This is a genomic window from Variovorax sp. SPNA7 (genome assembly GCF_033807855.1).
Taxonomy (GTDB): Bacteria; Pseudomonadota; Gammaproteobacteria; order Burkholderiales; family Burkholderiaceae_C; genus Variovorax; species Variovorax beijingensis.
In genome coordinates, this window is record NZ_CP138513.1 from 4454451 (window position 1) to 4467162 (window position 12712).

Here is a 12712-nt window from a genome sequence, read left to right on the forward strand (position 1 = left end):
TCGTGCTTTCCTGCTGTGCACCGCGAACTCGCAATGCTGTCTCGATGGCGGGAGTGTGAAATCGCGCGCCCATCTTGAAAATTGCCTTTTAGAGAAAAAGTCATTACTGTTTGGCATGACTTTCGATCTGCAGCACCTCGCCGCCTTCAACGCCATCGTTTCTTCGGGAAGCCTTGGGCGAGCGGCCGAGGCGCTCAACATCACCCAACCCGCGCTGAGCCGCACGATCCGCAGGCTGGAAGAGCAAGCCGGGGCGCCCTTGTTCGAGCGACATTCGAAGGGAATGCAGCTCACCGATGTGGGCCGCGCACTGCAGCCGCATGCACTGCTGCTGCAGCGGGAATCGGAGCACGCCAGCGAGAACATCAAGGCCATGCTCGGGCTGGCGAAGGGCACGATCCGCGTCGGTGCGGTCGGCAGCATCGCCTGCCTCGTACTTCCTTCGGCCATTGGCCGGACCTGCAGGAAGTGGCCGAATCTTCAGGTCCAGATCATCGAAGGCGTCTGGGACCGGCTGGCGGACGCGCTCGTCTCGCACGAGATCGACCTGGCGCTCGGGGTCGACACCGAAGACACCGCCGAGATCGTCGCCGTCAAGGACTGCCGATGGGAAGACACCAGCTACGTCGTGGCTGGCCGTCACCACCCGCTGCGCAAGAAAAAGAAGCTGAAGCTGTCGGACACCCTGACCGAGCGCTGGGCGATCCTTCCGAAGGGAACCGCACCGTTCGAGCACATGAAGAGCGTCTTTGCGCGGCACAACCTTGCGCTGCCCAACGTGGTCGTCGAGACGCGCTCGGTCATGGCGCTCAAGAGCCTGATCGGCCACTCGGGCTTTCTGGGATGGATGCCGGCGCCGATGTACGACGCGGAGCGAAAGGCCGGGCTGATCGATGCACTCGACATTCCCGGCGCAAGCGACAAGAGAGTCCTGACCGCCTTTCGCCGGCGCGCCGGCATGCTGCCGGGCCCCTCGGTCAAGCTGCTCGAGGCGCTTCGCGCGCTGACGGCAGCGTGAAGCAGCATCGAGCGAAGATGCTCAGACGACCATGTGCTGCTCGATCCGCTCGCGGCCCAGGGCAGCGAAGCTGCCTTGCAAGACAACCTCGCCGTGATCCAGGACCAAGACCGAGTCGGCAAAGGCTGCCACGAACTCCAGGTTCTGCTCGACGATGATGAATGAATCGCCGCTGGCCTTCCTGCGATTGACCATCGCGGCCATTCGGTCGATGTTTTCCGGCTGGACACCCTCGGTGGGTTCGTCGAGCATCGCGAGCTTTGCCTTCAGCCCCAGGGTCCGGGCGAAGGACAACAGCTTCCGCTCGCCGCCGCTCAGCGACCCCGCCCGCTGGTTCAGCCGGCGTTGGAGCAGCGGAAAGTGCTCGAAGACCTCCGCGTAGCGTTCGGCGTTCCGGTCGTCAAGGTGCAGCCACAGATTGTCGGCAACCGTCAGTTCGCCGAACACGACGTTCTCCTGGGGCGCGAATGCGATTCCAAGGCCAAGCCGGGCGTGAAGCGGTTTGTCGCCGAGCGCCTGGCCGTTCCAGTCGATGTCACCGCTCGTGAGCGGCAGCTGGCCAGCCAGCGCCTTCAGGAGCGTGCTCTTTCCGACGCCGTTTCTTCCCACGATGGCGAGTGCATGGCCGGGCTGAACTTCTCCAGATACCCCCCGGACCACAACGGTGTCACCGTAGCCGCATACCAATTCGTTGAAGACCAGTGTCATTTGCGACCTCCTGCGTACACCGCTCGCACCGCCGCGCTGGCCTGGATATCCGCGAGCGAACCCTTGTCTAGAAGGCGCCCCTGGTGCAACACATACACATCACCTCCCATGGCATCCACTGCCGTGATGTCATGCTCGATCAGCAGCGCGGCCGCGCCGATCTGGCTCACCAGGGTCTTGATGGCGTCGATCATCTGATGCGTCTCATTGGGTGACAGGCCCGCGCAGGGCTCGTCCAGCAACACCAGCTTCGGCTCGGGAAGCAGCGTCATCGCCAGTTCCAGCGCTTGCCGATGCCCTTGCGCCAGCGTGCCGGCCGGAGCGTCGAGCTGCGATGCGAGGGCGGGAAACTCTTTCAGGATGTCGGCGAGAAGCCGGGTGTGCCATCCCAGTGTGGCCAGCCTCAGCGTGTCGACGGCAGAGGCCCGTCCGGCCCAGACAGCCAGTCCCAGGTTCTCTCGCACCGTGAGGTCGGGAAACACCGATGGCACCTGCATCTTGCGTCCGATGCCCTTGCGCGCCACGCGCCACGCAGACAACCCGCCGATGTCGTGGCCGTTGAGTTCGACGCCACCGCCGAGCAGAGGAAGCCGACCCGTGATGACGTTGAACGAAGAGGTTTTCCCCGCGCCGTTGGGGCCGATGACGCAGCGGATACCGGGCCCTTCGAGGGCCAGTGAAAGCCCATCGAGAATCGTCACGCCCGACTGGGCCGTCTTCACCTCATGGAGGGTCAAGGAAACAGGCGCCGCGGACGCGGCCGCGTCATGCGCCGCCGGGGCCGGCGATTCCTTGCCGTGGCGCGGATCGGCCCGAAGCTTAAGCAGGCCCGCAACCCCGTTCGGCAGGAACAGCACCACGACGATGAAGAGGGCCGCCACCGCGACTTCCCAGTAGAGAAACTGCTCGCGAAGCTCGGCGGACGCGTAGCCCACCACGGTGGCACCGAGCAAAGGCCCGAGCGCGCTGCCCTTTCCACCGACGGCGGCCCAGATGACGAACTCGGTCGAGAGGATGAAGCTCATCGCCTGCGGGGTCACGATGCCCTGGTGCGCGGAGAACAGCGCACCCGCCGCCGCCGCGAGCAGGGAGGAGAACGCATAGGCGTTCGCCTTGACCCGGTCCGTGGCGTACCCGAGCAGTTGGAGCCTTTCCTCGTTCTGCGCCACCGCCTCCCAGATCACTCCGATGGGCCGGGCCGCCAGCATCGCAAGAACGAGGGTCGAGACGACTGCGACTGCCGCCACGAGCCAGTACAAGGTCTCGTACCGGGACGTGCCGGGAATGTCCGGAATGTTCGCCATGCCGTTGAAGCCGCCGGTGAGACCGCTCCACTGCTGCGCCGCAAGAAAGCCCAGCATGGTCAAAGCCAGGGTGATGAGCGAGAAATAGGGCCCGCTGCGTGAGCTTCTGGCGAAGACCAGGCGTGCGATGACATAGGCGAGCAACGCCGGCGCCGCTACGGCAAGGGGCAGCGCCAGGTACAAGGCGGGGTTCGACTCCGCTCCCTTGAGCATTCCGCCGAACAGGTAGGCACCCAGCCCGAAGAAGAGCGCGTGCCCCAAGGGCAGGAATCCAAGGCGCCCCCAGCAGAGGGCCACGCCCTGCGCGGCAATCCCGTAGATCAGGAAAAGGGCGATCTGGTAGGCCACGAATTCGCTGGACGCGAACGGCAGCGCAACCAGGACCGCGGCCAGCAAGGCCGCCGATTTAGCGTCGCGAAAAAAGGCCATTGGGCTTGAGCCACAGAAAGAGGATTGAGAGCATCAGCACGACCGCATAACCGCTGGTCTGCCCTGCCACGCTGCTGGTGATTGCCTGCGAGCCGCCGATGATTCCGACACCGCCGAACATGCCGCCCAGGGTGCCGAGGCCGCCCACGACCAGCACGAAGAAAGCGTCCAGGAGGTAGTCGACGCCGATGCCCGGTTCGATGCGGATCAACGGCGCCAGGAGCACCCCCGACAGTCCGGCGAACACGACGCCGATGACGAACGCCTGCGAAGCGAGGCGCCTGGTGTTGATGCCCAGCGCCTGCGCGAGAACAGGGTTTGCCGTCATCGCACGCACTCGAAGCCCGGCCGCGCTTCGCCGATACCAGAGGTAGAGCCCCGCCATCACCACGATCGCCAGAACGATCAGCGCCAGGCGATAGGCAGGGTACTGCGAACCGAAAACCGTCATCGGGTCGGTCAACGTCGATTCGACGTTTCGGTACTCTCTGCCGAAGACCGCTTCGACGAGCTTTCTCAGGAGCATGGCGAGCGCCCAGGTCGCAAGCAGCGTATCGAAAGGCCGCGAATAGAGCGGCCGTATGAGCCAGCGCTCCACCACGTACCCGAGCACGCCGCACACCACCACCGCCAGAGGCGCCGCGGCCACCAGCGGCAGCCCCAGCTTCTGCACCGTCACCACCGAATAGGCCCCGAGCATCACGAACTCCCCGTGCGCCATGTTCATGACGCCGAGCAGGCCGAAGACGATGGCCAGGCCCAGCGTCGTGAGCGCGAGCGTGGCCAGCTCGTAGGCCAGATTCAGGCCGTGCAGCGCGATGTTGCCGTCGAGCATGGTCAGACCTTGCAAGTCTGGCCGGCACTGACTTTCGGGAAGGTCTTCACCACGCGGAAGCCCTTGTCCGTGACGTCGGCCACGTAGATGTCCTGCTCCACGTGGCGCGCCTTGACGGTCACCGTGCCTCTCGGACCGTTGTAGGTCGTTCCTTCGGAAGCGGCATCGAGCTTCGCCGGATCGAGGCTGCCGGCTTTCTTGGCAAGTGCTTCGAGCATCAGGAAGCCTTCGTAGGTCGATTCTGCGAGGCCGTTCAATGCCGGCGCATTGGCGCCATTCGCCTTGGCATAGTCCGCAGCGAACGCCTTCGCCGCGGGCGTGTCGATGTTCGCAAAGTAGCCGGAGCTCGAATAGAGGTTGCGCGCGTTGGCGAAGCCTATGCCCGCGAGGGTGTTCTCCTCGATCAGCGTGCCCAGGCGAATCGCCTTGTCCGAAAGACCGAAGCTCGCGAACGACTTGTTGAAGGTCACCGAAGCGCCGCCCACCAGCGACACCAGCACGGCATCGGCACCACTGTCGCGAATGCGCGCGAGGCTCGCATCGAAGTTGTCCACGGTGAAGGGAAGGTACTCGTCCCCGACCACCTTGGCGCCGGTCTTCTCGATGTAGGCCCGGGCGGTGGCATTGGTGTTCCGGCCCCAGATGTAGTCGTTGCCGATCATGTACCACTTGGTCGGCTTGCGTTCGGCTGCCAGCCATGGGATCACAGGCTCGAGCTGTTGCTGCGGCGTCTCGCCCTTGACGTACGTGCCCTTCGCGCACTCCCCGCCTTCATAGACGGGCGTGTACAGGTACGGTACCTGGCCCTTGAACAAACCCACGAGCGCTCCGCGCACCGCGCTGTCGTGCATGCCGATGACGGCACCCGCCTTTTGCCCCTTCCAGAGTTTCAGCGCGGCCTGGCCTGCTTCCGCGGGCGCGAGGCCCGCATCTCCGTACAGGAGCTCGACCTTGCGGCCAAGCAGGCCGCCACGGGTGTTCAGTGCGGTCGCGGCCATCTGGGCGCACGCCTTGCACGACGGGCCGAACAAGCCCCCGGGCCCGCTCTGGGGAATCATCACGGCCACCTTGAGCGGGTCGGCCGCGAAGGCTGCGGGCAGTGCGGAAGCTGCCCCTGCGGCCAGCGTTGCTTGCAGGAAATGACGACGATCCATGGAATGCTCCTTCGGGGTTTCAGTTGGGTGTTTCGAGTTGAGGGGCGGGCGGAAGCGCCGACTGGACAGCCTCGGCGATCGCCAGCAGACGGCGGTCGGAACCGATGGGCCCATCGAGTGCGAGACCCACCGGCAGGTTGTTCGCAAGGCCCAGCGGGATCGTCACGCCGGGCAGCGATGTATTGCTTCCGGGATCTGTATTGCGGATGAATGTCCCGAAGGTGGGCTGCTGCGTGCCGTTCAGGTCGACCGTCTCGTCTTCACCGATGAAGGCCGCCACGCGCGGGGTCGTCGGGAAGACCAGCGCTTCGATCCGGTGCGATTCGAATGTCCGCGCGTAGAGGGCCTGCATCTGCGCCCTCGCCTCGAGCGCGCTCTCGTAGACGTCTTGCGGAATGCCCCCGCCGGCCAGCAGCGTGCCGACGGCGCCGCGGACGTCCGGACTGCCGACGGCCGCAATCATCTCCTCGAGCGTGACGCCGCGGCCGCGCGCGTCGAGGTACTCCCGCATGTCGCGCACGAACTCGAAGAGCACCACGGGGAAGCTGACACGGGCATTGAGCTCGCTCAAGTCGGGCATCTCGACATCCACGAGTTCGACACCGGCCCGCCGCAGCGTCTCGAGGGCGGATTCGGCCGCCTGTTCGAGTCCGGGCTCCAGGTCATTCCAGAACGGAAGCCTCGGGACACCAAGGCGCAGCCCGTCGAGCGCGACCTTCACCTGCCCGCTTTTCTCGCCCGTCATCACCTCATCGAGAAGGGCGCAGTCCGCCACGGTGTAGGCCAGCGGCCCCGCGGTGTCGCGCGTGAGCGAAATGGGTGCGATGCCCTGCCCCGGCACGCGCCCGACCGTCGGCCGGAAGCCACTGACCCCGCAGAGCGCCGCCGGTACGCGGACCGACCCACCCGTGTCCGTGCCGATGGAGGCGGGGACAATGCGCGCGCCGACCACGGCGCCCGAGCCTCCGCTGCTGCCCCCGGGAATCCTGGCGCGGTCCCAGGGGTTTCTGACGGCACCGGTGACCGCGTTGTTGGTGGTGATGCCGAACGCCAGCTCGTGCATGCCCACCTTGCCCGCAATCACGGCCCCCGCCGCCCGCAGGCGGGCGACCAGCTCCGCATCCGCTTGGGGCTGCTTTCCGTTCAATGACGCCGTGCCGGCCCCGCAGGCCATGCCGGCCGCTTCGATGTTGTCCTTCAGGGCGATGGGAATGCCGAGCAAAGGGAGACGCTCGCCAGCCGCAAGACGGCCGTCCGCATCGCGCGCTTCTTTCCGCAGCGCCTCGGGATCGAAGCAAACCCACACATTGAGGGCCGAGTTGGCTTGCGATCGCGCGATGCAGGCCTCAGCCAGATCCAGGCTTGAAACGGTCGCTTCGTCGAGGAGCTTACGAATGGCAGAGAGAGGAAGGTCGATCGCGTGCATGGCTCGTTCAGCGTTTGTGACGATTCAATGTACGCAGCGGGGCTTTGCCGGGGACCTATAGAAATCGTTAGGGGTCTCGCTTTCCGGTCGGAACGTAGGGTCAGACCGGACTGGTGAAAACCCCCTCACTGCCTAGCATTGGTGCCCCGCGCATGAAGCTTGCTTGGAATCGACCATGCACCTCTCCACCAGTCAGACCAGAGCCTTGTCGGATCTCATGCGCCTGGTCGCGAACGCGACCGACGGTAACGAGCTGCGCGAGCGCATGGCACTTCCATTGCTCGACCTCCTTCGTGCGGACACCTATGTGTCGATGGTGTGGGACGGCGAAAGACAGCGCTTCGGTCGAACGACCGCGCTCAACATGTCCGAGGAAAACCTGCGGTCCTGGGACGACTACTTCCGCTTCGTGGACCCGCTGACCTACCCCATGATGCAGCGTCGCAAGCCGACCTTGGCAACGCAGGTGCTCTGCCAGACAGACCTGTCACGCACGGAGTTCTTCAATGACTTCCTTCGTCGCGACCGCATGTACTGGGGAGTGAATGTCTATTTCTACGACCGGGAGCGGTGTGTCGGGGACGTTCGCATTTGGCGCAATCGGGAGCGGGGGAATTTCGATACCGGCGAAATCGAGATCCTGAACCTCGTCGAGCCGGCAATCACCGCCGCGCTTTCACGGCTGGGCTGGAAGGAATCCGCACCCGCCGTCGAGGAAGGCGAATCCGCGGAGGCGACGCTGCAGCGCGAAGGACGTCTGAGCAAGCGCGAGGCCGAAGTGGCATGGCTTGTCAGTTGCGGCTGTCCCGACAAGGAGATCCAGAGCCGGCTCGGCCTGGAGTATCCGACGGTACGTTTCCATCTGGGCAATGCCTTCAAGAAGCTGCGCGTCACCAACAGAGCCGCGCTCGTGGGCCGAGTTCGAGCCCTGCTGGCGCACCAGGCACATGGAGGGACCGCAACAACGGCCATCGCGATGCCTGTCGCGCCAACGGAAGAAGCCGCGACCCCTTCCGCGTTTGCGACTCAAGTGCTCAGGCAGCGCAGCGCGCCACAACAGATTCGTCCCAACTGATTCCTACGCCACGAGTGTCGTCGGCAGCGTGCAAGCTCGCACGCACCGGCCTCAGAAGCGCAGCATGTCGTCCGCCAGATCGAAACAGCAAGGGTCGTCTTGACGCCGAGCAGGCTCTGCTGGCGAGCGGAACCCGGCACATGGGACCCTGAGCTGGATCCGAGGCACAATCGTACCCGTCGACGTATTCCTCATCGCCACCGAGCCTTTGCCGGTCGCGATGCTTGATCGGCTCCTGCCACGCCGCAGGATGGCTGTGGATAGTCTATGGCCTTGCTTGTTCTGTGATCTCCTTTTTTAGGCTCCGGGATCGAACTCATAGGGCGCGAAGAGCGAAGCCCGCAGCGCCCTGTCATGGGTCAGGGGCGTCAGTCGGTGGAGTCGTTTGAATCTCTCTTGCTGCTGCCCTTGCGGGCCTGTTCCCTAGTCTTACTGTGTCACAAGAGTAGCTTTACGCCTGCCCTTCCGCAGCAGGGGCACTGCCCGAGACGAGCGATCACCTGGTAGCTCAGTCGATGGCGCAGTGTCGTGATCGACGTCGCCACGTGGCGCTGCGCGCGCAGGACTGCCGCGGGGGACGTAATCCTCGGGAAGGGCAGGCACTTGGCGTTCGATGAAGTTTTTTTTGCCGCCGACAGACTTGTCGGCAACGAGGCGTTCAGCCATCAAGAACCCGTAGGCCGCGATGCTCAACGCGGCGTGATGATGGAATCCCCGCCAACCTCGGCCCTCGTAGTGGCCGAGGCCGAAATCCTGCTTCAGATCCTGGTAGTCACGCTCGATGCGCCAACGCTGATGGGCGATGTCGACCAACTCGTTGATCGGCGTGTCCTCTGGCAGGGTGGACAGGAAGTACTTGCTCGGTTCAGCGTCGCTTGCCGGCCACTCGATGAGCAGCCACTGCTCGGGACGCAGGCGCGCCTTGCCCGTATTGCCGCCGGCGTGGCGCACCCGCACGGCCGCGAAGCGGCCGTTCAGTGTGTCGTTGGTTCCCTCGCGCCAGCTGATGTTCTGGAACGCTCGGCTTGGCAATGACTGCGCCAATGCCTTGACGCTCATGGGCTGCAGTGCCGCCGTGCGCCTGGGCATCACTGGTGGTCGGCCCATGCCGCTGTAAGGCTTGGGTGGCAGCGGCTGAACGCCAGGCGACCAGACCACGACAGCAGATGTGATGCCTACCGCGTAGAGCAAGCCCATGTCGCTGAGCGCCTGGCGGAAGGCGTTGTCCACGCCGTAGCCAGCATCGGCCAGCACGCAGCGGCGCGGTGCACCTTCGTTCAACAGCGTGCGCAATTGCTGCAACGCGATCTGCGTCTTCGTGGCGAAGCGCACTTCATCGGGAACGCCGGCCTTGATGCGGCGTTCAGGATCTGATGCCCAGTCCTCGGGCAGATACAACTGCCAGGCCACGGGCAAGCTGCTCTGTTTGCTTGCCAGCGAGATGCTCACGGCCACCTGGCAGTTGTCCTGCTTGCCTGGCATCCCGCAGTACTGACGGGTGACACCGACCGAGTGACGCCCCTTCTTTGGGAACCCGGTGTCGTCGATGATCCACCAGCCGCCCTGGCGGAAGTCCATCCTGGGCACCACCCACTGGCATACGCGCCGCAGCATCTGCGTGTCAGACCACTCAGCCCTGGCCACAAAGTGGTGCAGTGCTTGATGCCGTGCGCTGGCGTGTATCGGGTCCAATCGCGCGGCCATGGGCTCAACGCTCTTGCGCGACAGCGGGAGCATCAGGCCCGTGCAGTAACCGCGAAGGCCGGCATGCCGGTCCATGTGACCCAGGCCCGCGCTCAGGTGCTTCAGGTAGCTATCGAAGCGCTCGGCTGCATTCATCAATCCTCCGGTGCGAAGACGAGAGAATCGCATTATTTCATTTATGACACAGTAAGACTAATTCGTTTAGGTCTCCCTGTTTCGAACTGGATTTGGCTCCGTTGCGCGGACGGGTGGGGGCTTAATTCCCAAGCCGGCTGGCTCATGAAGGTGACTGCGAAAGTGTAGAGTCCCAGGCATGTCCGACAAAGTCAATGAAGAAGTGGTTCCGGGAAGCCCGGCGTGGTGGATTCAGCAGCCTGACCGCAGCGAGCGGGTCGGCGGGCGGGGCCGTCCTCCCGTCTCCTTCGAGAAGATCATTTCGACGGCGCTGGAGGCCGTGGACGAAGTCGGCCCTCAGGCATTCAATATGAGGATGCTCGCCGAGCGCCTCAACTCGGGCACTGCAACTTTGTATAGGCACGTGGCGAGCAAGGACGAAATTCTGGTCCATGTCGTCGATCGTGTGCTGGGTGAAGTCGAGATCGATCCGCTTCGGCTGGCCAAGTTGCCATGGCAGAAGGCGTACGTATCCGGCGCGACGGCATTCTTCAAGATACTGAGTGCGCATCCGAAGATCATCCCCTTGCTCGTGGCCCAAATTCCGCTTGGCGCGAATGGTCTAGCGGGCAGGGAGAGATGGCTCTCTCTGCTTGCCGCGAACGGCTTCTCCCCCGAGCTTGCGGCGCGAGCCTATGTGACCATGGCGAACTACGTTGTTGGATTCGCTACCCAGCAGCATCCGCGGGACACTGAGGTCTCTGCGCACGCTTCGGATCTGAAGCGGTTCTTTTCGGCGCTCGACAAATCGCACTATCCGCATACCGTGAAGCTCGCAGGACAGCTCGCAGGCATCTCCATTCAGCAGCAGTTCGTTTTCGGACTAGATCTGATCATCGCGGGCTTAGAACACCTTCGCGGCGAACAGCCCCCCGCCCGTCGCGCCTAAGGCTTCGTGCGCGCGTAGGGCGCGCTGGGCGACGAATCAGACCGCAGAAATGCCTTGATGACTGGGGTGAGCGGAGTTGCCGTCCTGCACACGGTCAATGCCGCATGGGTCTCCCCCGACAAACCTCGCCGCAGGAGCCTCGAAACCGATAAGGTGGCCGACCTTTTCGCTGCATCGGTCGCGGTAGGGACGGGGATTACTCCCCGCCCCCTGCACAGATCCGTACGTGCGGCACTACCGCATACGGCTCCTGCCTTGAGTCATGACGCAAAGCGTTGATGCGGATACGGGTGGAGCACCCGAGCCCGCGGGAGGTAGCGTTCGACCAGACGCCCGAACCGGCCCCAAGGCATTCGTCCACGCTGCCCTCGCCGTCGTAGCGCATATAGCCACGCCCAAGACACGTCCTTGCGGAACGCGTCCAAGCGGTCAACATCGCCCGGTACGGCGTGGTAGTTGAAGTAGCCTTGGACCACGCGCCGCAGCCAGCGACCAACCACGGGGATCGGCTCGTGCATGCGGCGCATCAGCGCCTCTCGAATCGCCTTGAGGCGGGCACGCATTCGCTTCGCCGAGGTCAGTCGCTTCAGTTGGAACCAGCCGTTCGACCGGGACTTCCCACAGATGTGGGTGAACCCCAAGAAGTCGAACGTCGGTGGCTTTGCAAGCTCTTGCTTGGCGCGCGCCTGGGCCGCGAAGCGACCGAGCTGCAGCACGCGCGTCGTGTCCTCGTTCCGCGTCAGCCCGAACTGGGCGAACCGCACCTTCATGTCCTCAAGGAATCGGTCCACGTCGCTCTTGCTCTCAAACCCGAGTACGCTGTCGTCGGCGCACCGAACGATCATCACGTCCCCTCTTGCATGGCGGCCTCTCCAGCGATGCGCCCACAGGTCGAAGACATAGTGCAGATAGATGTTCGCCAGTAGCGGCGAGATCACTGCCCCTTGCGGGGTACCCACCCGCACGTCGGTCTTGTTCCCGTTTTCGACAACGCCGGCCGTCAGCCACTTGCGGATCAATCGCAAGACTCTCGTGTCACCGATTCGGTGCTCGAGGAATCGCATCATCCAGGCGTGGTCGACGGTGTCGAAGAATGCCTTGATGTCAGCGTCGAGCACCCAGTTCACGCGCTTCGTCTGTATGCCCACCACCACGGCGTCCAGCGCTTGATGCTGGTTGCGCCCTGGCCGGAAGCCATACGAGAAGCCAAGGAAGTTCGCTTCATAGATCGGCGTGAGCACCGTCACCACAGCTTGCTGGACGATCTTGTCTTCCAGCGCTGCGATACCCAGCGGGCGCTGCTTGCCGTCCGCCTTGGGGATGTACACCCTGCGGGAGGGCAACGCCCGGTAGCGGCCAGAATGCACCGCACCCCACAACTTGCCGATCCGCTCGTCGACTCTTTCCTCGTACTCGCGCCACCTCACTCCATCGACGCCGGCCGCCGCATTGCGCTTCAATTGCATGAAGCTGTCGTGCAGCAGTTGGGGCGTGATGTGGTGCAGCAGCGCCGTGAACCGTACCTCCTTACCCGCGGCCTTGGCGGCCCGGGCTGCTTCACGTACACCGTCGAGCCCCATCGATGCGCGGGTCCGGCTCTGCGTCCGGGGCGCAGGGAGCGCTTCAGTGTTCCTCTTGGCTGCTCGCCTTCCCTCCCGACCCTCCGCCCGCACCGCTTTGGAGGCGGCACCGTTGTTCGGGTCGTTCATCGGTACTACGCAAGCATCCGACTTCTCGCCAGCGTGAATGCCGGGCTTGCGGCCAACGGCCTTCCCCGACCCGCCCACCGATCCATATTCCGGCTCGGCGGGCACTGGCGAGATCTCCCAGTTCCTGTACAGAGAGCTTCTGTGCGTGCGCAGGGTCTTCGACCGCGCAGGGCCCGCCGAGGACTCGCGTGTAGCGCCCTCGTCGGTGTTGCCTTCCGCTTCGCTTAACCGCGTCGGCGCCCTAGACTGCCTGATTTCGCGGCTCAATGGCTGGCCCGCACTCTCCC

10 protein-coding genes are annotated in these 12712 nt (G+C 64.3%); 3 read left to right on the forward strand and 7 right to left on the reverse strand.

Annotated features, from left to right (window positions below; all coding sequences use genetic code 11):
* The first annotated feature begins 115 nt into the window (after positions 1–115).
* A complete protein-coding gene (locus RZE77_RS20710; protein ID WP_319442391.1) occupies positions 116–1018 on the forward strand; it encodes a LysR family transcriptional regulator in 903 nt (300 codons plus the stop codon).
* A gap of 21 nt (positions 1019–1039) precedes the next feature.
* Here the strand turns inward: RZE77_RS20710 and RZE77_RS20715 are convergent, their stop codons facing one another.
* Genes RZE77_RS20715 through iaaH form a run of 5 tightly spaced genes read right to left on the reverse strand, consistent with a single transcriptional unit; the run spans position 1040 to position 6874 of the window.
* Positions 1040–1726, reverse strand: a complete 687-nt coding sequence (locus RZE77_RS20715; protein ID WP_319439062.1) for an ATP-binding cassette domain-containing protein — start codon at positions 1724–1726, stop codon at positions 1040–1042.
* Positions 1723–3459 (reverse strand): branched-chain amino acid ABC transporter ATP-binding protein/permease, encoded by a 1737-nt coding sequence (locus RZE77_RS20720; RefSeq protein WP_319439063.1) that lies wholly within the window; start codon positions 3457–3459, stop codon positions 1723–1725. Before RZE77_RS20720 ends, RZE77_RS20715 begins: the two co-directional genes overlap by 4 nt.
* Positions 3437–4294, reverse strand: coding sequence for a branched-chain amino acid ABC transporter permease (locus RZE77_RS20725; RefSeq protein WP_319439064.1), 858 nt, complete (start codon positions 4292–4294; stop codon positions 3437–3439). The genes RZE77_RS20720 and RZE77_RS20725 overlap by 23 nt, the downstream gene beginning before the upstream one ends.
* Before the next feature lie 2 nt (positions 4295–4296).
* Positions 4297–5448, reverse strand: a complete 1152-nt coding sequence (locus RZE77_RS20730; RefSeq protein ID WP_319439065.1) for a substrate-binding domain-containing protein — start codon at positions 5446–5448, stop codon at positions 4297–4299.
* A gap of 19 nt (positions 5449–5467) precedes the next feature.
* Complete coding sequence (iaaH, locus tag RZE77_RS20735; RefSeq protein WP_319439066.1) at positions 5468–6874, reverse strand: indoleacetamide hydrolase; 1407 nt, start codon at positions 6872–6874, stop codon at positions 5468–5470.
* A gap of 175 nt (positions 6875–7049) precedes the next feature.
* On the opposite strand from iaaH, the gene RZE77_RS20740 reads away from it, so the two are divergent.
* A complete protein-coding gene (locus RZE77_RS20740) occupies positions 7050–7949 on the forward strand; it encodes a helix-turn-helix transcriptional regulator (RefSeq protein ID WP_319439067.1) in 900 nt (299 codons plus the stop codon).
* A 429-nt stretch (positions 7950–8378) separates the two neighbouring features.
* On the opposite strand, the gene RZE77_RS20745 is transcribed toward RZE77_RS20740, so the two are convergent.
* Entirely contained in the window at positions 8379–9788 is a 1410-nt protein-coding gene (locus tag RZE77_RS20745; RefSeq protein WP_319439068.1) for an IS701 family transposase, read from the reverse strand.
* A gap of 178 nt (positions 9789–9966) precedes the next feature.
* On the opposite strand from RZE77_RS20745, the gene RZE77_RS20750 reads away from it, so the two are divergent.
* A complete protein-coding gene (locus RZE77_RS20750; protein ID WP_319439069.1) occupies positions 9967–10716 on the forward strand; it encodes a TetR/AcrR family transcriptional regulator in 750 nt (249 codons plus the stop codon).
* A 260-nt stretch (positions 10717–10976) separates the two neighbouring features.
* On the opposite strand, the gene ltrA is transcribed toward RZE77_RS20750, so the two are convergent.
* Entirely contained in the window at positions 10977–12425 is a 1449-nt protein-coding gene (gene ltrA / locus RZE77_RS20755) for a group II intron reverse transcriptase/maturase (protein ID WP_319439070.1), read from the reverse strand.
* Positions 12426–12712: the final 287 nt, after the last annotated feature.

What these genes read in the sequence shown, in the direction of transcription:
- RZE77_RS20750 (WP_319439069.1), top strand. Translation starts at nt 9,967, where the DNA reads ATGTCCGACAAAGTCAATGAAGAAGTGGTTCCGGGAAGCCCGGCGTGG.
- iaaH (WP_319439066.1), bottom strand. Translation starts at nt 6,874, where the DNA reads ATGCACGCGATCGACCTTCCTCTCTCTGCCATTCGTAAGCTCCTCGAC.
- RZE77_RS20745 (WP_319439068.1), bottom strand. Translation starts at nt 9,788, where the DNA reads ATGAATGCAGCCGAGCGCTTCGATAGCTACCTGAAGCACCTGAGCGCG.
- RZE77_RS20710 (WP_319442391.1), top strand. Translation starts at nt 116, where the DNA reads ATGACTTTCGATCTGCAGCACCTCGCCGCCTTCAACGCCATCGTTTCT.
- RZE77_RS20720 (WP_319439063.1), bottom strand. Translation starts at nt 3,459, where the DNA reads ATGGCCTTTTTTCGCGACGCTAAATCGGCGGCCTTGCTGGCCGCGGTC.
- RZE77_RS20740 (WP_319439067.1), top strand. Translation starts at nt 7,050, where the DNA reads ATGCACCTCTCCACCAGTCAGACCAGAGCCTTGTCGGATCTCATGCGC.
- RZE77_RS20730 (WP_319439065.1), bottom strand. Translation starts at nt 5,448, where the DNA reads ATGGATCGTCGTCATTTCCTGCAAGCAACGCTGGCCGCAGGGGCAGCT.
- RZE77_RS20715 (WP_319439062.1), bottom strand. Translation starts at nt 1,726, where the DNA reads ATGACACTGGTCTTCAACGAATTGGTATGCGGCTACGGTGACACCGTT.
- ltrA (WP_319439070.1), bottom strand. Translation starts at nt 12,425, where the DNA reads ATGAACGACCCGAACAACGGTGCCGCCTCCAAAGCGGTGCGGGCGGAG.
- RZE77_RS20725 (WP_319439064.1), bottom strand. Translation starts at nt 4,294, where the DNA reads ATGCTCGACGGCAACATCGCGCTGCACGGCCTGAATCTGGCCTACGAG.